The following is a 21,100-nucleotide window of genomic DNA, read 5'->3' as shown; positions in this document are numbered from 1 at the left end:
AACCGCCCCTTCGGTCGCGCTTGCGCGCAGGTCGGACGCCCGAGTGTGACGTTTGACGGTCATTGCGCCCCTGCGTAGGCTGGAGCGGCTGCTCTCTCGCCCTCTGCTAGGGTGATTGATGCTTGCTGTCCGTGGCTGTCACCCCGCATCGCCGGGGAGCGTGTCGCGGCAGCGCCGATCGGAGGTCACCGACAGGTGATCTGGACCAGCACACGACCCCGGGCGATCCGCCGCGCGGGGCGTACGACAACGGAGAGCCTGACGTGAGCAAGCGCACCTACCAGCCGAACAACCGCCGGCGCGCGAAGACCCACGGCTTCCGGCTGCGCATGCGCACCCGTGCCGGCCGCGCCATCATCTCGACCCGTCGCTCCAAGGGCCGCGCCCGCCTGTCGGCCTGACGCCGACAGGTCCGGTCCGGGGACGTGGGCAGTCGTGCTGGCCGCCGCGCAACGACTGCGGCGCAGTAACGACTTCGCCGCAGCGGTTCGCGGTGGCCGACGCGTCGGCCGTGGCGCCGTCGTGGTCCACCTGACCCTCCCCGAGCCGATCGGCACCACCGCGACACTCTCGCCGGAGCCGGCGCGAAGCCTCGGTGCGGAGACCTCCGCACCGAGCCGCGCCGGCTTCGTCGTGTCCAAGGCCGTCGGCGGCGCTGTGGTCCGCAACAAGGTCCGCCGACGGCTCCGGCATCTGGTCCGCGAGCGGCTGGGCGAGCTGCCCGCCGGCACCACCCTCGTGGTACGCGCGCTGCCCGCGGCCGCCGACGCGACGTACGCCCGGCTCGGGGCCGACCTGGACGCGGCCATCGCCGCCGCACGGGCCCCCCGGGGACGGCGGTCGCGGTGACCGGCCCGACGACGACTCCGTCGCCCACAACCGGTGCCCGCATGCTGCTGGCACCCATCATCGCGTACCGTCGGTGGATAAGTCCGGCACTGCCGGCCCGCTGCCGGTTCTACCCGTCGTGCAGTGCCTACGCCGTCGAGGCGGTGTCCCGGCACGGTGCGCTGCGGGGAGCCTGGCTGACGGTCCGTCGGCTGTCGCGCTGCCACCCCTTCCACCCTGGTGGACACGACCCGGTTCCGGAGCCGGGCGACCGCCGCCGTTCCGACGTGACTGGAGCCTGAGTGTTTAGTCTCGACTGGATCTACTACGCGATCTCGTGGATCCTGCTGACCTGGCACTCGGCCTGGGACGCCATCGGAGTTCCGGTCGGGGCCGTGATCGGTACGAACTGGGCCTGGATCCTCGCCATCGTCTTCCTGGTGGTGACGGTCCGGGTGATCCTGTTCCCGGTCTTCGTCAAGCAGATCAAGTCGCAGCGTGCCATGCAGGCGCTCCAGCCGAAGGTCAAGGAGCTCCAGGAGAAGCACAAGGGTGACCGGGAGACGCTCCAGAAGGAGATGATGGAGCTCTATCGGAAGGAAAAGGCCAACCCGCTCATGGGCTGCCTTCCGATGTTCCTCCAGATCCCGGTCTTCCTGGGCCTGTTCCACACGCTGCGCCGCCTCAGCCCCGACAACCAGGGCAAGACCCTGTACGGCTGGACCGTCGACCAGTTCAACAGCGCCTCCAACGCGACGCTGTTCACCGCGCCGATCTCCGGCAAGTTCGGCTCCACCGCTGACGAGCTGAGCCGGCTCGGAGCGAGCACCGGCACGGTCAAGGTGGTCGCCGGCATCCTGGTGATCATCATGATCGCCACCACCTACCTGACCAGCCGTCAGATGATCCTCAAGACCGGGTGGGCCGAGGACCCGCAGCAGCGCATGGTGCAGCGGCTGATGCTCTACGGCATCCCGCTGTCGCTGCTGATCTCGGGTGCGATCTTCCCGATCGGTGTGATCATCTACTGGGTCACCAACAACCTCTTCACGCTCGGCCAGCAGCAGTGGGTGCTGCGGAAGTTCCCGCCGCCGCCGACCGCGAAGAGCACCAGCGCCGCCAAGAGCACCTCCGGCAAGGGCCCCGTGCAGCCGGCCAAGGCCGGTGGCCTGTTCGGCCGCAAGGCGGCCCAGCCGCCGGCGAAGGCTCCGGCCGTCGCGCCGAAGGTGGCCGGCCCGAAGCCTGGCGCCAAGCCGGTCAACCCGAAGAAGGGTGGCAGCAAGCCCGCCAAGCGACAGGGCTGAGCCCACAGGGCCACCGTCGCGACGTCGGCGGTGGCCCGTTCCGGCCGCGTGCTGCCATCCGAGGAGTCGGCGCCGGGCCGGAATCGCCGCGCGGAGCGCGGACACGGGCGAAACTGGCCCGTACAGACGTGCCCGAGGGCACCCGGCGAACCTCCCGCCGGCCCCAGGAGACCAGCGGACCCCCGACGGTCCGGCCGAGCGAGTACGGAGATGAGACCCGTGACCGAGACCAGCATCCCCAGCGCCGACCAGTCCCTGGACGAGGAGACCCCCGTTACCGCCGCCACCGAGACCGAGGACGCCGTGGGCGAGGCCCGGGAGAAGAAGGCCCCGGCCGACAGCGACCTGTTCCGGCAGAGCGAGATCGCCGCCGACTACGTCGAGGGGCTGCTGGACATCCTCGATTACGACGGCGACATCGACGAGCTGGTCTCCGGCGGCCGCCCCGTCGTCGAGGTCGTCGGCGGCCGGCTCCAGAACCTGGTCGGCCAGCGCGGCGCGACCCTGGAGGCGCTCCAGGAGCTGACCCGGCTGGCCGTGTTCCGTCAGACCGGCACCCCGAGCCGGCTGCTGCTCGACGTCGGCGGCTACCGGGCCGCCCGGCGCAAGGAACTGGCCGCCGTGGCGAAGAACGCGGTCGAGAAGGTCAAGGAGCACGGCGAGCCGGTGCGCCTGGAGCCGATGTCCGCGTTCGAGCGCAAGTGCGTGCACGACGTGGTGAACGCGATGAGCGGGGTGGAGAGCGAGTCCGAGGGCGTCGAGCCCAACCGCCGCATCGTCGTCCGGCCGGTGGCGGACTGAGGTCCGTGATCTCCGACGAGACGACGGCAGGAGCCGTGACCGGCCCGGGCGGTACGCCGCCCGGGCCGTCGGCTGTGCGCCCCGACAACACAGTCGACCCGGTCTTCTCCGATGACGACGGGCCGGCCGACCCGGCGTACCCGGGAAGGGCCGTGACCGACCCCGGCGAGCCCGCCTTCTCCGGCGAGCCGGCGGTGGTGACCGGGATCGAGCCCGCCGACCCGGCGGTGGACGTGACACCCGCCTTCTCCGGCGAGCAGGCGGCGGACGTGACGCCGGCCGACCCGGCCGCGGTGGCCGACCCGGTCTTCGCGGAGCCGTCGGCGGACGCACCGTCCCTCGTGGACGGTGGCGACGCCCCCGACCCGGCGACGGCGACGCTGCCGCCCGAGTTGGCGGAGGCCGCCCGCGCGTTGTTCGGTGACCGGCTCGACCTGGCCGCCGCGTACGCCGAACTACTCGCCACCGACGGCGTGGTCCGCGGCCTGATCGGCCCCCGCGAGACGCCGCGCCTCTGGGAGCGGCACCTGCTCAACTGTGCGGTGGTGGCGGAGCGGATCCCGGAGGGCGCCAGCGTGATCGACGTCGGCTCCGGTGCCGGGCTGCCCGGTCTGGTGCTGGCGATCGCGCGTCCCGACCTCACCGTGACGCTCGTCGAGCCGCTGGCCCGGCGGACCGCCTTCCTGATCGAGGCGGTACAGCGTCTCGGCCTGACCCGGGACGTCCGTGTGTTCCGTGGGCGGGCCGAGGAGGCGGCGGCCGGCTCGCGTGACCGGGAACCACTGAGCGCCGACATCGTGACTGCCCGCGCGGTGGCGCCGCTGGACCGGCTCGCCTCCTGGTGCCTGCCGCTCGTGGCCCCCGGCGGACGGCTGGTCGCGCTCAAGGGCGCCTCGGCGGCCGACGAGATCACCGAGCACACCGAGGCCGTGATCCGCCTCGGCGGCGCGACCCCGGAACTGCACCGCTGCGGCGAAGGGGTGATCGACCCCCCGGCGACTGTGGTCGAGGTGGTCCGGGAGCGCGTGATCAACCCGCGCCGTCCGAAGAAGCCGAAGCGGTCACGTGGCGGTCGCCGTCGCGGCGACCGCTGAGCGGGTACGCCATTCCGCACGCCCGGTCCGGTCGTTGGACCGGTGGGCGTGACGCGATCGATCGCAACCCGACATGGACCCACCGCGCCCGTCGGCCGTAGGCTGACCGACGCGTCGATAGTGTGGAACGGCGGTGCCGGGCGGCACCCGAACCCGATGGTTCCCGCCGAACCGGCGGCGCCGTGCGAGGCGCGGACGCGATTCGACGGGTGCGGACCGACCATCCGGAGCGGGTAGGGATGACAGGTGCATGACGACGGCAGGTACGACGATCCACGGTTGACCGGACCAGGAGGCGAGCCCTCCGCCGACCCCGTTTCACGTGAAACCAACTACCAGGAGTGGACGGTGAACGAGCCCGGCGAACCGTCCTCCCCGTACCCGGCTCAGCCGTCCAAGCGACGGGAGCCGTCGGCCGGCGGGCCCGTGCGGCCCGTGTCGTCCGTGCCGGCGAACGTACCGCCGGCCCGCGACCCGCTCGATCCGGCCGACGGTCCGGTGAACGCACCGACTCCGCGCCCGCCCGCGGTGCGGGCGAACGCCGCGGTACCCACCCGCTATGAACCCCAGCCGCCCGTCTCAGCCGTGCCGTTCCAGGCCGTCCCCGAGGTCACGGTGGCGCCGTCCGACACGCCACAAGCGGACGGGTACGGGGACGAGGTAGACGCCAGCACGTACGTTTCACGTGAAACCCCGACGCGCGAAGAGGATGATCCACCGTTGGCTATGGAGGCGATGCGCGCCGTGCAGATCCTGAATCCCAGTGGCGAGGTCACCATGCCGCGCCCCGACCGGACCCGGGTGATGTGCGTCGCCAACCAGAAGGGCGGCGTGGGTAAGACGACCACCACCGTGAACCTCGCAGTGGCGCTCGCGCTGCACGGCAACCGGGTGCTCGTGGTCGACCTTGATCCCCAGGGCAACGCCTCCACCGGTCTTAACGTGCCGCACCACACGGGCGTGCCCGACGTGTACGACTGCCTGATCGACAGTGTGCCGCTGGAGGAGGTGGCCCAGGCGGTCGAGGGCATCCCGAACCTGTGGTGCGTACCGGCCACGATCGACCTGGCCGGCGCCGAGATCGAGCTGGTCTCGGTGGTGGCCCGGGAGTCGCGCCTGGCACGGGCCATCGCCGCGTACCCGGGTCACTTCGACTACGTCTTCATAGACTGTCCGCCGTCGCTCGGCCTGCTCACGGTCAACGCGCTCGTTGCCGCGCAGGAGGTGCTGATCCCGATCCAGTGCGAGTACTACGCGCTGGAGGGCCTCAACCAGCTGATCAACAACATCAACCTGGTTCGTCAGCACCTCAACCCGAAGCTCGAGGTCTCCACGATCCTGCTCACCATGTACGACAGGCGTACCCGGCTGGCCGACGCGGTGGAGCAGGACGTCCGGAACCACTTCGGCGACAAGGTGCTCCAGGCCGTCATCCCCCGCAACGTGCGTGTCTCCGAGGCACCGAGCTACGGCCAGTCGGTGATGACCTACGATCCCGGTTCGCGGGGAGCCACGAGTTACTTCGAGGCCGCCCAGGAGATCGCGGAGCGAGGCGTCAAGGAGCCGGTGAGCCGGAATGCGTAGTGCGGAGATGTCGCTGGGAGGCGTCGCATGAAGAACCGTCCCCGCGGCGGACTGGGCCGAGGGCTCGGCGCCCTCATCCCCACCGGACCGGTACCGGGCGCCGAACCGGCTGCCACCGAACCGGAATCGTCGGCCACTGCCGCGTCGCCGTCGACTCCGGTCGCCGGCGCGACCGCCGCCATCACCGGCGGCGTCGGGGGTACCCCGCCTCCGGCAGTCGAGCCCGAGCCCCAGCTGAGCCCGGTGCCCGGCGCCCGCTTCGCGGAGATCCCGGTCGACGCGATCGTGCCGAACCCGAAGCAGCCCCGGCACGTCTTCGACGAGGAGGCGCTGGAGGAACTGAAGACCTCGATCCAGGAGGTCGGCTTCCTCCAGCCGATCGTGGTCCGCCAGCTCGACCCCGAGAAGTTCGAACTCGTGATGGGTGAGCGGCGCTGGCGTGCCGCCCAGGCGGTCGGCCGGGAGACCATCCCCGCCATCGTCCGGGACACCAAGGACGACGCGATGCTCCGGGACGCGCTCCTGGAGAACATCCACCGCGCCAACCTCAACCCGCTCGAAGAGGCGGCGGCGTACCAGCAACTCCTTGAGGAGTTCGGTGCCACGCACGAGGAACTGGCCCGGCGGATCGGCCGCAGCCGCCCGCAGATCTCCAACACCATCAGGCTGATGAACCTGCCACCCGCCGTGCAGCGCCGGGTCGCCGCCGGTGTCCTCTCCGCCGGCCACGCCCGGGCACTGCTCAGCCTGGACAACGCCGAGGCGCAGGAGGCACTCGCCGAGCGGATCGTTCGCGAGGGCATCACGGTCCGCGGCGCCGAGGAACTGGTGCACCTGGCGCTCGCCGAGGAGCCGGCGAAGTCGGCCGCCGCCAAGCGCCGGCCGAAGCCGCATGCCCCGGCGCTCACCGATCTCGCAGACCGGCTCTCGGACCGGTTCGACACCCGGGTGAAGGTCGACATCGGCCGCAGCAAGGGCAAGATCACGATCGAGTTCGCCACCGTCGACGACCTGGAGCGGATCGTCGGCATCATCGGCGTGGGCGAGGACGGGCAGCCCGAGGCGTAGCCCTTTTCTCCGGTGTCGATCCGGCCGCATCCCGACGAGGGGATGCGGCCGGATCTGTGTCCGGGTCGGTTCGGTGCCGTTCGTCGGGCATGGCGGTTCGTTGGGTCACGGCTACTCGGTCGACGGGGACCGGCCCCTCCGAAGCCGATGCCGTCTCCGACGAGGGGCCGGGCCGCCTGGTGCCGGTGGTGCTCACCGATGCCCTAGCGTCCTTCCGCGCTGATGCGGTCGAAGCGGGAGCATCCTGGGTCGCATCGGCTGTTGGGCTGTCGTGCCTCGCCCGTCGTTTCACGTGAAACGGGGGCAGGCGACTGGGTGGTGGCGGTGAATCTGCTATCCGCGTTACTGATCGGCGGCAGGCCGCGCGCCCGAGCGCTGAAGGGCTGAGTACGCGAGGGCCGAGTGCGCAAAGGTTCCGAAAGAGCCGCCGTTCGGCGTTGACGAGTCGGTGCGCGCCCACTCCGTTGGTCTGGCAGGAGGGCTGGCGGCGACGGCTCAGGCGAATCCGATGCTTGGTGACTCGCTCGTTCCGCGTGACGCACTCGTCTAGCCGCCGGCTGGTGCCGCCCACCGATCGCACGCACGCGAGCCGGTTCTCCGCCGGAAAGCCATTCGAGCCGCCGGGCTGCCGGGCCGCTGGGCCGCCGGGCTGCCGGGCCGTCGGGCTGCCGAGCCGCCCTGCCCGGGCCAGCGTGCCGCGGCGTGCCCCGGACCGGCGTGCCGACTGTCCCGGTCGGCAAGCCCTGAGCTAGGGCAAGGGCGATCGGAGGATGGCCATGCTGACGGGCCAGAGGGTTGAGCACGCCCGGCCGTGACGACCGCGCAAGAGCCGTCCTGCCGACCCCTATCCGATCATCCGGGCGCCCGCGTAGGGCACGCCGCCGCAGCGCCTGTGAGCGATCCAGGCGCATTGAGCCGCGCCCCGCCGAACCGGGGAGCACCTGAGCGAGGGTCGCTGAGCCGAGCAGTGCCGAACCGAACACTGCCGAACCGGGGAGTGTCGAACCGGCGAGCGGCCGAGCCGGGAGCGTCGAGTCGGGAGCGCCGAGTCGGGAGCGCCTGTCGCGAGGAGCCCGGCCAGCGAGCCGGGCTGTGCGGCCCGACTCAGCATCCCTGGGCCGGATGATGTTTGCTCGTTCGCGCCGCCGTCGATGACCCGGCTCGCTCTCCGGGGCGGCCGGGTGGTCGCACGACTCCAGGGCGGTGGCGAGCCCGATCAGCGATCGAGCGGCAAACCCGAGGCCCGGCAAACCCGAGGCCCGTGCGCCAGCTCGGGCTCGGCCTGTCGGCTCAGACGCGGCTGCTGTTTCACGTGAAACGCGGCGACGGACCCGACGCTCATCCGATCGAGTCCCGGCTGTGCCGGGTGCAAGCGATGAGGCGCGGTGCCGGTCATAAGTCGAGCGGTGGTCGGCGCGGCTCGGTATCCGCGCGGCCCGGCCCGCTCCCAACGAACAACCGCCGGATGGCTCGCCTCGCGACTCACCTGTCGCCGTCGCCCGGAGGCGCCTCGTTCGATCCGCCGCACCCGCCGAGGACGCAGTCACGGAACAGGGTCAGTCGACGCCAGCGAGCCGAGCGACCGCGCCGAGATGCGGGCCGACGCATCCGCCGTTTCACGTGAAACACGCACGAGAAGAAGCCGTCGGCACCCGGTGCGGATCGGTCACCGGATCGTTGGAAGAACGGGCCCAGACGCACCCCGAGTTATCCACAGCGGTTGTCCACAGGCACTCCCCGTTTCACGTGAAACAAAGCGAGGAAACCCTTGCTGAGCAGTGCATGACGCGCTGTGCTGGTGATCTCGGCAGCCTGTGGACAACGCGGTGGACAACCGGTGGGCGGCCAGTGGAACAGGTAGGGACAGGCGTCGCCAACTCGGTTAGGGTCAGCGTCGTGCCGGACACCCCTCCCTCAGTTCCCGACTTCACCCAGTGGCCGTCCTTCCCCTTCGAGGGCGATCTCCGCGTCAAGCAACTCGACGAGCCCGTACCGTTCGAACCTCCCCGCCGCGGCGAGGCGGACCGGGAGTGCACCGCCTGCAACGCGCCCGACGAGGCGTACATCTGGGTCGGTGAGCGGTGGCGCGTCCGCGCCATGGACCGGCCCACCGGCCTGCCGATGGTCCTGATCCTGGAGTCCCGTTCCCACCTGGATCTGGGCGACCTGCCGAACCTGCTCGCCGCCGAACTGGGCGTGATGACCGTCCGCCTGGAGCGGGCCGTCCGCTCGCTCGACGGAGTGGCCCGCGTCCACGTGAACCGGTGGGGCGACGGCTCGGCGCACCTGCACCTGTGGTTCCTGGCCCGGCCGTACGGGCGACTGCAGCTGCGGGGCACGTTCCTGTCGCTGTGGGACTCGATCCTGCCCCCGATCTCCGAGGAGAAGTGGCGGGAGAACCTCGCCATGGTGGCCGCGTGGCTCGCCGAGTTCGGCGGCCGTCCGTTGGCCGAGCCGCCGCGCATCCACTGGCAGGCGCCGTCGAGCCTCTCCCCGACCTCGCCCGCGAACGCCGCTGAGGAGCCCGAGGACGAGGCCGTGTCGGTGATCGAGGCAGCGGACGAGATCCCCGAGTCCGACGCGGCAGCGGGCCTCTCAGACCCCTCGGCGGGCCCGTCGGAGCCCGACCCGGCCCCGCAGGCCGGCCCTGCACCGGAACACGCAGGGGACAGCGCCCCGGACAGCGAAGACGAGGACGAGGCCGGGCCGGACGACGCCGCGGACGACCGGCCGGACGCAGCGCGTACCCGGGAGAGCTGAGGTCAGCGACGCCGTGCGGCGGCCCGGGTCACGAGCGTGCCGAGGACCCGGCCGAAGTCCAGCCCGGCGGCCTGGATCGCCAGCGGGAGGAGCGACGTCTCGGTCATGCCCGGTGAGACGTTGACCTCCAGCACGTGCGGGTCGCCTCCGGCGTCGACGATCAGGTCGACCCGGGACACGTCGCGCAGCCCGAGCGCGGTGTGCGCGGCGAGCGCCACCTCGGTCACCCGGGCGGTCGTCGCGGCGTCGAGCCGGGCCGGCGCGTGCCAGGTGGTACGGCCGGCGGTGTAGCGGGCCGCGTAGTCGTAGACGCCGTTGCGCGGCACGATCTCGACCGGGGGCAGGGCCTGCGGGCCCTTGCCGAGGTCGAGCACGGAGACCGCCACGTCCATCCCGGGGACGTAGCGCTCCACGAGCGCGGTCTGGTCGTACGCGAAACAACCCACCATCGCGGCCGGCAGCGACGCCGCCTCCCGGACCACGGCGGCGCCCAGTCCGGAACCGCCCTGCGCGGGCTTGACCATCAGCGGCAGCCCGAGGCGGTCGACGATCCGGTCCAGGACGGCCACCGCGCCCAGCTCGGAGAAACGGTCGTGCGGCAGCGCCACCCAGTCGGGTGTGGGGATACCCGCCTCGCGCAGCACCGCCTTGGCGGACGGCTTGTCCCAGGCGAGGCGGGACGACCGGGCGTCGCAGCCGACGTAGGGCACGTCCCAGAGGTCGAGTACGCCGCGCAGCGAGCCGTCCTCGCCGGTGGCGCCGTGCAGGGCGATCACCACGGCGTCCGGCGGGTCGGCGGTCAGGGCGGGCAGCAACGCCACGTCGGCGTCGCGCAGTTCCGCGTCGACGCCGACGGCACGCAGCGCGTCGAGCACCCGGCGGCCCGACCGCAGTGAGACGTCCCGTTCGTAGGAGAGGCCGCCCGCGAGCACGAGCACGTGCAGCTCGTCGGCGGCGGATCCGGTCACGGGAGGCGGTGCGGCGGGGCTGTCGGACATGCGGGCATCATGCCAAGTCGGGACCGGGCGCGTCCGAGCCGCCCTGGCGACGGCGGGGTCCGGCGCCGCCGACCGCGCCGAAGACCTTGCGCATGGCGATCTCCTGCTCCATCACCCCGGCGAGCCGGCGGACGCCTTCGCGGATCCGCTCCGGCGTCGGGAAGGAGAAGTTGAGCCGCATGTTCCCGGTGCCGGTGCCGTCGGCGTAGAAGCCGGTCCCCGGCACATACGCGACGCGGGCGGCCACGGCGCGCGGCATCATCGCCTTGGAGTCGAGCCCGTCGGGCAGCGTCGCCCAGACGAACAGGCCGCCGCGCGGTGTGGTCCAGGTGGTGCCCTCCGGCATCAGGTCGGCCATCGCGTCGAGCAACGCGTCCCGGCGCTCGCGGTAGACCTCGCGGTAGACCTTGAGCTGCTGCCGCCAGGGCATGGTGCCGAGGTACGTCGAGACGGCCGACTGCGCGTAGGCGCTCGGGCAGAGGATCTGCGCCTCGCTGGCGATGACCAGCTTGTCGCGGACCGCGTGCGGGGCCAGGATCCAGCCCACCCGCAGGCCCGGCGCGAACGTCTTGGAGAACGTGCTCAGGTAGAAGACCCCGTCGCGCCGCCGGGCCCGCAGGGGCCTGGGCGCCTCACCCTCGAAACCGAGCTGACCGTACGGGTCGTCCTCCACCACGAGCAGCCCGGCGCGCTCGCAGATGTCGAGCACCCGTTCGCGCCGCTCCTCGCTCAGCGTCACACCGGCGGGGTTCTGGTAGGTGGGGATGGTGTAGAGGAACTTCACCCGCCGGCCTGCTCGGGCCAGGTCGGCGATGGCCGTCTCCAGCGCCTCCGGGATGAGCCCCTCGTCGTCCATCGGCACGTGGGCCACCTGGGCCTGGGCGGCCTGGAACACCCCGAGCGCGCCGACGTACGTCGGGCCCTCGGCGAGCACCACGTCACCCGGATCCAGGAAGAGACGAGCGACCAGGTCGAGGGCCTGCTGGCCGCCGACCGTGACCACCACGTCCTCCGGTGAGGCACCGCAGGAGGCGTCGATCCCGGACAGGGACATCACCTCGCAGATCCGCTCGCGCAGCTCCGGGGTGCCCTGGCCGATGCCGTACTGGAGGGTGGTGGCGCCGTGCTCGGAGCCGAGCCGGCCGAGCATCTCGCCGACCGCGTCGAGCGGCAGCGCCGCGATGTAGGGGGCCCCACCGGCGAGCGAGACGACCTCCGGCCGGCTGGCCACCGCGAAGAGTGCCCGGATCTCCGAGGCGGTCATTCCGCGGACGCGCCGGGCGTACCGGTCGGTGTAGTCGTCGAGCGTCGTGCCGGTCATGGACATCACCTCGATCGGGTGTCGGCGGGGCTGCCGCCCGGTGTGGTACCCGCGATGCCGACATCCATTGGCGGCGGGGGCCGGTTGGTCGATCGTAGTCCCCGGTGACGGTCGCGGCACCGGCCGTGTGGACACGTCCACATCCCGGACCCGCCGTCGGCCGTCCGGGCGAGGGCTCGCGCGTTCACTCCCGTACCGCCGGACGGGGGCGTACGATCGCTCGTCGGGAGCAGGAGGGCGCGGGACTCACCGGCGCTCCGAGCCTAGTGGTGGGGTGCGCTCATGTCGCGACGTCTGGTCAGCCTGACCCTGGACACGCTGGAGGACCTGCCTCGATCCTGCCGGAGCTGCGTCTACTGGGAGCTGGATCCGGTCTCCGCCGAGCGGGCCTGCGCGGCAGGCGACCCGGGCCTGGAGAAGGAGGCGTGGGTCTCCCAGACGCTGCTGGAGTGGGGTTCCTGCGGCAAGCTCGTCTACGTCGACGGCATGCCGGCCGGTTTCGTCATGTACGCCCCACCGGCGTACGTCCCGCGCTCGATGGCGTTTCCCACCTCACCGGTCTCGGCGGACGCGGCTCTGCTGATGACGGCGCACGTGGTGCCCGCCTTCGCCGACGGCGGCCTGGGCCGGATGCTGGTGCAGGGCGTGGCCCGCGACCTGACCAAGCGCGGCATCAAGGCGATCGAGGCGTTCGGCGACGCCAAGTTCGGCGACGACGCGGACGACCCGGCCCGCGCGTGCGTGGCACCCGCCGACTTCTTCCTCTCGGTGGGCTTCAAGACGGTCCGGCCGCACCCGCGCTACCCCCGCCTGCGGCTGGAGTTGCGGACGGCGCTGAGCTGGAAGTCGGACGTCGAGTACGCGCTGGAGAAGCTGCTCGGCTCGATGAGCCCGGAGACGCTGCTGCGGCCGGTCCGCCCGGCACCCGCCACCCGCTCGACGAGCTGAGCCGCGGGTCAGTCGACGACGGTGCCGGCGGCCACGATCGCCCGCAGTTCGCTCACGTCGATCGAGCCGGTCGGCACGTCCCGCTCGATCGGCAGGTACATCCGCTGCACGCCGGCCACGATGGCCTCGACCACCCGGTCCCGGAAGCGCGGGTCGACGAGCCGCGCCCGGTCGTCCGGTGAGGTGAGGTAGCCGACCTCGACGCGTACCGCGGGCATCCGGGTGAGCCGGAGCAGCTCCCATGCCTTGGCGTGGGTACGGCAGTCGCGCAGCCCGGTGCGGGCCACGATCTCCCGCTGCACGAGCCCGGCCAGGCGCTCGCCGGTCGCCGACGTGACGCCGTTGTCGGTGCCGTAGTGGTAGGTGGCCACACCCTCGGCCTCCGGGTTGGCGTGCCCGTCGGTGTGCAGGGAGATGAACACGTCCGCGCCGAGGGAGTTCGCGAGCTGGGCCCGGTCCGCGTCCGGCAGGCAGTCGCCGGGCGACGGACCCCGGGTGAGCTGCACCCGTACGCCGGCGGCGGCGAGCCGCCCCTCCAGCCGGCTGGCGAGGTCGTGCACGAGGTCCGCCTCGCTCCAGCGCAGCGTGCCGTCGGGCACCACCACGCCCGGGTCGGTGCCCCCGTGCCCCGGGTCGATCACCACGGTCCGCCCGATGAGCGTCGGCCCGGCCTGCCGGATGGCGTCGGACTCGCGCAGCCACTGCGGGCGCCCGCCGACCACCTTGCGGCCGAGGCGGCGCAGCGCGTTGACGGTGTGCGGCCCGCACGAGCCGTCCGGTTTCAGGCCCATCTCCCGCTGGAACTGCGCCACCGCGCGGGAGGTGCGGATGCCGTAGATGGCGTCGGCGCGGCCCACGTCGTACCCCATCTCCAGCAGGCGTTCCTGGAGCGAGCGGACGTCCTCGCCGGTCAGCGGCTCGGGTACGGCGTGGTAGAGCGCGCGGGCCCCGAACCGCCAGCGGGCCGCGTCGAGCGCCCGCCAGGTCTCGGCGCCCACCCGCCCGTCGACGCTGAGGCCGCGGGACTGCTGGAAGGCCCGTACCGCGCGTTCGGTCTGTGCGTCGTAGTCGTCTCCTCCGGCCTCGGCGGGAAGAAGTTCCAGGCCGGCGAGGACGGTACGGATCTCGGCCACCGCCGGTCCCTGGTCACCGGGTCGGATCGGACGCACGACGACCCCCCTCTGCACGGACGTTGCGGACCGGAACTCCGACGATGCTTACGGAGCGTACCGTGGGCGATACCCGGCGGGTTCGTGTTCATGCAGGTCAGGAAAGCCGCAACCCCCGCCACCGGGCGTGGTGACAGGGGTTGCGGCGGTGTCGGTACGGCTCAGAGCGCCGACTCGATGAGCTTGACCAGCTCGCCCTTCGGCTTGGCGCCGGCGATCGACTGCACGGGCTGGCCGTTCTTGAAGATGGTCAGCGTCGGCACCGACATCACCCGGTAGGCGCGGGCCGTCTCCGGGTTCTCGTCGATGTTGAGCTTGACGATGGTGACCTGGTCCTTCATCTCGCCCGCGATCTCCTCCAGCAGCGGCGAGACCTTGCGGCAGGGGCCGCACCACTCCGCCCAGAAGTCGACCAGAACCGGCTTGTCGGACTGCAGCACGTCAATGACGAAGCTGGCGTCCGTGACCGCCTTGGTTGCTCCCACTATGAACTCTCCTCCTCCGAACCTTGCTCGTGGAACTCTCAGCCCTGAATGGTGGCGATGAACCGCTCGGCGTCCAGCGCGGCGGCGCAGCCGGTGCCGGCCGCCGTGATGGCCTGCCGGTAGGTGTGGTCGACGACGTCGCCCGCCGCGAACACACCGGGCACGCTGGTACGGGTGCTGGGGGCCTGCACCTTCACGTACCCCTCGTCGTCCATCTCGACCTGACCGCGGAACAGCTCGCTGCGCGGGTCGTGCCCGATCGCCACGAACACGCCCGTGACGTCGAGCACCTTGCTCTCGCCGGTGTGCACGTTGCGCACCCGTACGCCGTTGACCTTGCCGTCGTCGCCGAGGATCTCCTCGACCACGGAGTTCCACTCGACCTTGATCTTCTCGTTGCCCAGCGCCCGGTCCGCCATGATCTTGCTGGCGCGGAACGAGTCGCGGCGGTGGATGATCGTCACCGACTCGGCGAAGCGGGTGAGGAAGCTCGCCTCCTCCATCGCCGAGTCGCCGCCGCCGACCACCACGATGTGCTGGTTGCGGAAGAAGAAGCCGTCACAGGTGGCGCAGGACGACACACCGTGGCCGAGGTATTCCTGCTCACCCGGCACACCCAGCGGACGCCAGGCCGAACCGGTGGAGAGGATGACGGCGTGCGCGCGGTACGCGGTCTCGCCCACCCACACGGTGCTCACCGCGTCGGAGCCGATCTCGCCGGTGTCCTTCAGCTCGACCCGCGTCACGTCGTCGGTGAGGAACTCGGCGCCGAAGCGCTCGGCCTGCTTGCGCATGTTGTCCATCAGCTCGGGGCCGAGGATGCCGTCCGCGAAGCCGGGGAAGTTCTCCACCTCGGTGGTGGTCATCAGCGCGCCACCCGACTGCACGCCCTCGATCACCAGGGGCTTCAGGTTGGCGCGGGCGGCGTAGACCGCCGCCGTGTAGCCGGCCGGACCGGAGCCGATGATGATCAGGTTGCGGACCTCGTCCACTGCCGTCTCCCGATGTGTGTGTTCGTCACCGGTCGCACCGATGTCGATCCCGAGTGCCGACGGCTCAGGGGCGCCGGCGCCTGACTTGCAGAACGTCATCGTACGAAGCGGGGATTCCCGAGCCGGTCATCCGGTGGGTCAGGTCACGTGGCGGGACAAGCGTCGTGACCGCGTTTTCACCCTACCCGCGTCCGGAACCGCGTGTCCGCGCCGGACCCGGGTACTCCGCACTCCGGCCCGCTCACCCAGCCCCAGCGGGCGCCGCCCGCGTCCGCGAACGTCACCACGAGCGCCGGTGCGCCCTGGAACCGGGCGTAGTCGACCATGTTCACGGTGAGCGGCCCGGAACCGTGCTCGACCCCGATCGCGGTGAGGCACGCGGCGAGGTTCTCCGGGCGGGTCAGCCGGTCCAGCCCGCCGAGGCCGCTGAGGCGCTGACTGTCCATGGACAGGGGCGTCTCCGCGCCGTCCTTCGCCGCGCCGGACGGACCGGCCATGTCTCCGGGGATCGACTTCGCTCCGGCGGGCGCCCGGGCGCCGGCGAGGCGTTCCGGCGTCCAGTCGGTGCCGCTGCGCACTGCCGGTCCGGTGGTCCGGTACGGCGCGGCGGCCATCGGCGCCGCCTCCCGGGCCGCCTGGTCGGCCGTACCGCTGTCGCCCGTGTCGGCCATCCGGCCGACACCGAGCCCCACCGCGGCGACCGAGGCCGCGGCCAGCGCCACCGGCCCGGCGATGCGGGCCCAGCGCCGGGGACGACGACCGGGGCCGCTGTGCCGGTCGGGACGGGGTGCCGTGCCGGGTGGCCGGCTCGCGCCGCCGGACTGCGCCGGCACGAGCGGCGTACCGTCGCGCAGCGCGGGGCCGGCGCCGGCGAGCGCCGCGGTGATCCGGTCGGCCACCGCCTGCGGCATCTCCGGCGCGGGGGCCGCGGCCCAGCCGGCCAGGTCGGCGCCGACCAGGTCGATCGCGTCGGCGAGATTCTCGTACGCGGCACGCCACGTCGGGTCCTGCTCGACCAGCCGTGCCACTGTCGCCTGCTCGGGGGTGCCGTCCAGCGCCCCGCCGAGGTAGTCGGCGAGCAGGTCGTGGTCGACCTCGCTGAACTCCCGGGAAGTCACGGCTCCTCCTGGCTGACGGCCTGACGGGACGCTCCCGACGAGGATCCGACGCCCTCGGGGCGTCTGCGGTTCCCGGAGGTGAGCCGCGGCACGTCGGCGGCCGGTGCGTCGGTGCCGGTACGCAGGTGCCCGAGCAGCACGGCGAGGCGGGCCCGGCCTCTGGCGCACCGGCTCTTGACCGTGCCCTCGGCGACACCGAGCATGGCGGCGACCTCGACCACCGGGTAGCCCTGCACGTCGACCAGGACCAGCGCGGCCCGCTGTTCGGCGGGCAGTGCCGCGAGCGCCTGCCGGACCACGAGCGCGGTGTCGTGGTCGTGGGACGGCGCGGCCGGTTCCGGACCGCCGGTGTGCCGGCCCGGTTCGCCGTCGGTGTGCACGCCGTCGGGCAGCGGGACGGTGGCGTGGGTCTGCCGCCGCCGGATCCGGTCCAGGCAGGCGTTCACCACGATGCGGTGCAGCCAGGTGGTGACCGCCGAGTCGCCCCGGAACCGGGCCGCCGCTCGATGCGCCGACAGCATGGCGTCCTGAAGGGCGTCGGCGGCTTCCTCGCGGTCGCCGATCGTCCGCAGCGCGACCGCCCAGAGGCGGTCCCGGTGCCGTCGGAACAGCTCGGTGAAGGCGTCCCGGTCGCCTGCCGCGTGTGCCCGGAGCAGCTCCAGGTCGGAGCGGCCGGGCTGCGCGCCGTCGCGTTCCGCCATCACCACATCCGGCGGAGGTGGCGCGGCGGGGACGGCGGCCGGGTCACGAGCCCTGGACCACGATCTCCTGGACGCCGAGCTTCCAGCTGTTGCCGCTGTCCTTCGCCGGCAGCTTGGTGATCCAGAACAGCAGGTACTGGTACTTCTGGTCCGGCTCGAAGGCGTTGAAGATCATCTTGGTGCCGCCGTCCTCGTTCGCCGGCCCGATCAGCGTCGAGTAGGCGTTGACGAGCTGCTTGTCGCCGGAGGAGCTGGACGGGAAGTCGCCGCGGGCGCCGGTACGCAGCTCCACGGTGGCACCGGTGGCCGAGAGCGTCGCCTCCAGCTGCTTGACCGTGTGCGGGGCGCCCAGGTCGATCCAGACACCCATGCCCTTCTTGAGGCCGCCGAACTTGCCGTTGTTGCGGTAGCTGTTGGTCTCCCAGCCCTCGTCGTCGTTCCCGTCGATCACCTTCTCGGCGTTGCGCACCTCGGCGCGGTCGCCGTCCGGGTCGATGATCCGTACGTCCTGGATGGTGAGCTTGCGGACCTGCGCGGCGGGCTCGGCGCCGCCCCCGGTGGCCGGCGCGCTGTTCGACGGCTGGGCGACCGGCTCCTTGTCGCCGTCGTCGCCACCACCGAGCGCGTTGATGCCGATGAGCAGCCCGACCAGGGCGACCGCCAGCAGACCGGCGATGCCGATGGCGACCTTGCGACCGCCGGCCGCAGCCAGCGGTGAGGGTTCCTCGCCGGGCTCGGCGGTGAAACGCAGCGGACCGGCCTGCTCCAGGAACTGCTCGTCGGCGGGGATGTCGAGCCGGCTCAGCTCGGCGGCCAGCACGTCCGACGACGGCGGAGGGATCTCCGCGTCGAGCAGGTCCATGGTGAGGTCGTCGAGGTAGGCCGGCACACCGGCGCGCATCTGCCGTGGCGCGGCGATGGCGCCGCCGGCGTCCCGGACGGCGTCCGGCAGGGCGGCGCGGCCGTGCCCGGCGGTGGCGCCGTGCAGCGGGGCCTCGCCGTGCGGCCAGTGCCCGGTCAGGGCGAAGTAGAGCACCCCGCCGACCGCGCGCAGGTCGTTCTCCTGGCTGTCCGCGCCGTCGGTACGCGCGTCGGCGAGCACCACGCGGCCGTCGTCGCTGATCATGACGGTGCCGGGGTGGAGGTTGCCGTGCACCATGCCGGTGGCGTGCACGGCGGCGAGGGCGCTCGCGACGGCGTTACCGATCGCGGTGGCCCGGGCCGGGTCCAGCGGCCCGTCGGCGGCGACCATCTCGCGCAGCGACTGCCCGTCGACCCACTCGCGGACCACGTAGGCCCGGTCGTCCTCGTCGATCGCGTCGTAGACGCCGACCAGGTTGGGGTGGATGACGCGGCTCGCGGCGACCGCGGCCTGAAGCATCTCGGTGGCGGAGTCGCCACCCGGGTAGCGGAGGACCACGGCGACGGGACGGCGGAGCACCACGTCGACACCGCGCCAGACCAGCCGGCCCGCGCTGTCGTTGTTGATGTGCTCGACCAGTTCGTACCGCTCCGCGAGCAGCTCACCGACAGTGGGAGCACCGAAGGTCACGACCGCAGGAGAGGTCTCCTCCGCTTCCTGACCCTCGCCGACCTGGGTCACCCGTCCTCCCTCGGTGATCGCGTCGATCGATGGACCCGTGCTGCTGGGCATGTGGCTTCCCGCTCTGCCTTCGGTGGAACGGCCGGCGGTCTCGACACCCGCGCCGATCCCGGTCGTACCCGTCGAGAGCGACCTTACCCGGGATGCCCGGTTCTCCGACATGTCATCTTCCCGCTGTGACCGGCCGGAAGGCCAGTCGCCACGGGCCCCGGCCGGGTCGCCCGCCCACCCGGCGGGCGAGCCGGACACGCACCGTCAATCTAAAGGTTGGCGGCAACGAGGCGGCACAGGGGCGTACCGGTGCGGAGACGGGGAGGTTTTCCCCGCCCCGGCCTGCGCTCCCTCGTCCGTACGGTTGGTTGTCCACAGGCCGAGAGGCCCATTGGACGGCGGAATTCCAAGTTATCCACAGCCGTATCCCCAGCCTGGTGATCCTCGTTCACCGTCGGTCACCGAGGGGGTCAACGCCCGAGGCGCCGCCGGACCATCCCGACCACCTCGGTGATCTCGCCGATCCGCAGCACCATGGCGAGCCCGAGATAGGTCGCGCCGATCGCCGCGCCGCCGATCACCAACTGGACCGCCGCGGCGAGCCAGCTCAGGCTCGCCGGGTCGCCGGGGAGCACGGCCACCACGAGTACGCCGACGAGCGCGGCGCCGAGCGCCGCCACGACCACCCGGCCGAGCGTCCGCATGATCCCGCCCAGTCCGATCCGGCCCACCCGGGGCCGCAGCAGCATCGCCGAGATGATCGCCGCCGCCAGGTACGACACGGCGTTGCCGAGCATCATCCCGGCGGCCGCGAACGTGTTCGAGAAGAGCAGGAACAGGCCCACCTGGAGCAGGACGCGCAGCGCCACCACCGGGATGTTGATCAGAGCCGGGGTACGGGTGTCCGGCAGCGCGTAGAACGCGAAGGTGAAGAGCTGGCTCACCGCGAACGGCACCAGGCCCAGCGCCGCCACGAGCAGCACCGTCGAGGTGGCCACCGCGTTGTCGCCGGTGAACGCGCCGTACCGGAACACCACCACCGAGATCGGGGCGGCCAGCACCGCGTAGCAGACCGCGATGGGCGCGAGCACCGCGGTGACCATCCGGGTGCCGCGGGACAGGTCGGCGGTGACGTCGTGGAACCGGTTCTCGGACGCCGCCGCGCTCATCCGGGGCATCAGCGCCGTGATGATCGAGACCGCGATGATGCCGTGCGCCATCATCAGCAGCAGGAAGACGTTGTTGTAGATCAGCAGGCCGGCGTTCTCGCCGTCCCCGCCGGTGGCCCGGTTGAGCAGGTTGACCACCACGAAGAGGCCGAGCTGGTTGACCGCGACGTAGCAGAACATCCAGGCGCCGAGCCGGGCCAGCTCGCGCAGCCCCAGCTCGCGGAAGTCGAACCGCGCCTTCCACCGGAAGCCGACCTTGCGCAGCGCGGGCAGCAGGCCGACCGCCTGCACCGCCACGCCCAGCAGCGTGCCGCCGCCGACCAGCAGGATCCGGTCCCAGCCCACCTCCTCGGGCCGGAGGCCGGTCGCGCCGAAGACGACGATGTACAGGCCGAACGTGCCGATCGAGACGAGGTTGTTGAGGATCGGCGCCCACATCGGGGCGGCGAAGTGCCCCCTGGTGTTCAGCACCGCGGCGATCAGCGCGCTGATGCCGGTGAAGAACAGCATCGGCAGCATCAGGTACGACAGCCGGGTGACGAGCTTGGTGTACGCCGGATCGTCGCCGCCGGCCGCATACACGGCGGTCAGCACCGGGGCCAGCAGCACCGCGATCAGCGCGGTCGCGGCGAGCGCCAGTACCGCGAGCGTCAGCAGGCGCTGCGCGTACGCCTCGCCCCGGTCCGCGTCGATCTTGCGGCGGCGCACCAGCACCGGCACCAGGACGCTCGTCAGCACGCCGCCGAGCAGGAACTCGTACACCTGGTTGGGCAGGAACTGGGCGGTGGTGAACGCGTCGCCGACCATCGTGCCGAGCGCGGCGCCGATCATCAGGTTGCGGATGAACCCCGTACCCCGGCTCACCAGGCTGCCGATCGCCATCACCGCGCTGTTCGCCGCGGCGCTGGTCTCGGCGACCACCTCCTGCGGCGGTGCGACGGCCTCGACGCCGGGCTGGTTCAGTGGCTCGGCCGAGATGAAGGTGGCGCCGTCGTCCGGCGGCAGGCCGCCGCCGTGCGCGTTCGCGCTGCGGTAGAGCCCGCCGCTCATCTGCCAGCCTCCAGGGGGTACGTGGCGATCGGGCCCGGCCGGCCCCGCCCAACCGGAACCTTAGTCAACCCGGACCCGTTACCCGCGCCCGGCGCGGTCGATCCACCTCCGGCCCG

The 21,100-nt window shown here is 72.1% G+C and carries 19 protein-coding genes; 10 read left to right on the top strand and 9 right to left on the bottom strand.

Annotation, left to right across the window (positions count from 1 at the left end; all coding sequences use genetic code 11):
• Nucleotides 1–263: 263 nt before the first annotated feature.
• The 9 genes from rpmH to ML5_RS31085 all read left to right on the top strand — a co-directional run bounded on the left by rpmH (nucleotide 264) and on the right by ML5_RS31085 (nucleotide 9,439).
• The gene (gene rpmH, locus ML5_RS31120; protein WP_013289388.1) at nucleotides 264–401 is read left to right on the top strand and encodes a 50S ribosomal protein L34; all 138 of its coding nucleotides are present in this window, start codon (nucleotides 264–266) and stop codon (nucleotides 399–401) included.
• Nucleotides 402–435: 34 nt separating this feature from the next.
• Entirely contained in the window at nucleotides 436–849 is a 414-nt protein-coding gene (rnpA, locus tag ML5_RS31115; RefSeq protein WP_030269559.1) for a ribonuclease P protein component, read from the top strand.
• Between the two features lie 41 nt (nucleotides 850–890).
• A complete protein-coding gene (gene yidD, locus ML5_RS31800; RefSeq protein ID WP_013477538.1) occupies nucleotides 891–1,130 on the top strand; it encodes a membrane protein insertion efficiency factor YidD in 240 nt (79 codons plus the stop codon).
• Nucleotides 1,131–2,132, top strand: coding sequence for a membrane protein insertase YidC (yidC, locus tag ML5_RS31110; RefSeq protein ID WP_013289386.1), 1,002 nt, complete (start codon nucleotides 1,131–1,133; stop codon nucleotides 2,130–2,132).
• Nucleotides 2,133–2,342: 210 nt separating this feature from the next.
• Entirely contained in the window at nucleotides 2,343–2,933 is a 591-nt protein-coding gene (locus ML5_RS31105; RefSeq protein ID WP_013477537.1) for a R3H domain-containing nucleic acid-binding protein, read from the top strand.
• 341 nt (nucleotides 2,934–3,274) lie between these two features.
• On the top strand, nucleotides 3,275–4,027 hold the full coding sequence (rsmG, locus tag ML5_RS31100; protein ID WP_369752337.1) for a 16S rRNA (guanine(527)-N(7))-methyltransferase RsmG: 753 nt from the start codon (nucleotides 3,275–3,277) through the stop codon (nucleotides 4,025–4,027).
• A 246-nt stretch (nucleotides 4,028–4,273) separates the two neighbouring features.
• Nucleotides 4,274–5,611 carry a ParA family protein gene (locus ML5_RS33210; protein WP_013477535.1) on the top strand — a complete coding sequence of 446 codons (1,338 nt, stop codon included), beginning with the start codon at nucleotides 4,274–4,276 and terminating at the stop codon, nucleotides 5,609–5,611.
• Between the two features lie 27 nt (nucleotides 5,612–5,638).
• Complete coding sequence (locus ML5_RS31090) at nucleotides 5,639–6,679, top strand: ParB/RepB/Spo0J family partition protein (protein ID WP_013477534.1); 1,041 nt, start codon at nucleotides 5,639–5,641, stop codon at nucleotides 6,677–6,679.
• A 1,896-nt stretch (nucleotides 6,680–8,575) separates the two neighbouring features.
• The gene (locus ML5_RS31085; protein ID WP_013477532.1) at nucleotides 8,576–9,439 is read left to right on the top strand and encodes a hypothetical protein; all 864 of its coding nucleotides are present in this window, start codon (nucleotides 8,576–8,578) and stop codon (nucleotides 9,437–9,439) included.
• Nucleotides 9,440–9,441: 2 nt separating this feature from the next.
• Here ML5_RS31085 and ML5_RS31080 read toward each other — a convergent pair whose 3' ends face one another.
• Nucleotides 9,442–10,437 carry a D-alanine--D-alanine ligase gene (locus ML5_RS31080; RefSeq protein ID WP_013477531.1) on the bottom strand — a complete coding sequence of 332 codons (996 nt, stop codon included), beginning with the start codon at nucleotides 10,435–10,437 and terminating at the stop codon, nucleotides 9,442–9,444.
• Between the two features lie 7 nt (nucleotides 10,438–10,444).
• On the bottom strand, nucleotides 10,445–11,758 hold the full coding sequence (locus ML5_RS31075) for a PLP-dependent aminotransferase family protein (protein WP_013477530.1): 1,314 nt from the start codon (nucleotides 11,756–11,758) through the stop codon (nucleotides 10,445–10,447).
• Between the two features lie 282 nt (nucleotides 11,759–12,040).
• Between ML5_RS31075 and ML5_RS31070 the strand changes: the two genes are divergently transcribed.
• Nucleotides 12,041–12,706 (top strand): hypothetical protein, encoded by a 666-nt coding sequence (locus tag ML5_RS31070; protein WP_013289377.1) that lies wholly within the window; start codon nucleotides 12,041–12,043, stop codon nucleotides 12,704–12,706.
• Between the two features lie 8 nt (nucleotides 12,707–12,714).
• Here the strand turns inward: ML5_RS31070 and ML5_RS31065 are convergent, their stop codons facing one another.
• From ML5_RS31065 to murJ, 7 genes are all read right to left on the bottom strand, one after another.
• The gene (locus ML5_RS31065) at nucleotides 12,715–13,875 is read right to left on the bottom strand and encodes an N-acetylmuramoyl-L-alanine amidase (protein WP_013477529.1); all 1,161 of its coding nucleotides are present in this window, start codon (nucleotides 13,873–13,875) and stop codon (nucleotides 12,715–12,717) included.
• Nucleotides 13,876–14,036: 161 nt separating this feature from the next.
• Nucleotides 14,037–14,360: a thioredoxin gene (trxA, locus tag ML5_RS31060; RefSeq protein ID WP_013477528.1), complete on the bottom strand. Its 324-nt coding sequence runs from the start codon at nucleotides 14,358–14,360 to the stop codon at nucleotides 14,037–14,039.
• A gap of 38 nt (nucleotides 14,361–14,398) precedes the next feature.
• Nucleotides 14,399–15,352, bottom strand: a complete 954-nt coding sequence (gene trxB, locus ML5_RS31055) for a thioredoxin-disulfide reductase (protein WP_041784681.1) — start codon at nucleotides 15,350–15,352, stop codon at nucleotides 14,399–14,401.
• Between the two features lie 176 nt (nucleotides 15,353–15,528).
• Nucleotides 15,529–16,470, bottom strand: coding sequence for a hypothetical protein (locus tag ML5_RS31050; RefSeq protein ID WP_013477527.1), 942 nt, complete (start codon nucleotides 16,468–16,470; stop codon nucleotides 15,529–15,531).
• Nucleotides 16,467–17,171 carry an RNA polymerase sigma factor SigM gene (gene sigM, locus ML5_RS31045; RefSeq protein WP_013477526.1) on the bottom strand — a complete coding sequence of 235 codons (705 nt, stop codon included), beginning with the start codon at nucleotides 17,169–17,171 and terminating at the stop codon, nucleotides 16,467–16,469. Before sigM ends, ML5_RS31050 begins: the two co-directional genes overlap by 4 nt.
• Before the next feature lie 43 nt (nucleotides 17,172–17,214).
• On the bottom strand, nucleotides 17,215–18,825 hold the full coding sequence (locus ML5_RS31040) for a protein kinase family protein (protein WP_041784380.1): 1,611 nt from the start codon (nucleotides 18,823–18,825) through the stop codon (nucleotides 17,215–17,217).
• Nucleotides 18,826–19,235: 410 nt separating this feature from the next.
• Nucleotides 19,236–20,984, bottom strand: a complete 1,749-nt coding sequence (gene murJ, locus ML5_RS31035) for a murein biosynthesis integral membrane protein MurJ (RefSeq protein WP_013477524.1) — start codon at nucleotides 20,982–20,984, stop codon at nucleotides 19,236–19,238.
• Nucleotides 20,985–21,100: the final 116 nt, after the last annotated feature.

Origin of the sequence: Micromonospora sp. L5, assembly GCF_000177655.2 — a bacterium.
GTDB lineage: Bacteria > Actinomycetota > Actinomycetes > Mycobacteriales > Micromonosporaceae > Micromonospora > Micromonospora aurantiaca.
Note: the sequence above shows the minus strand (reverse complement) of the source record. Positions and strands in the feature narration are given on the sequence as shown.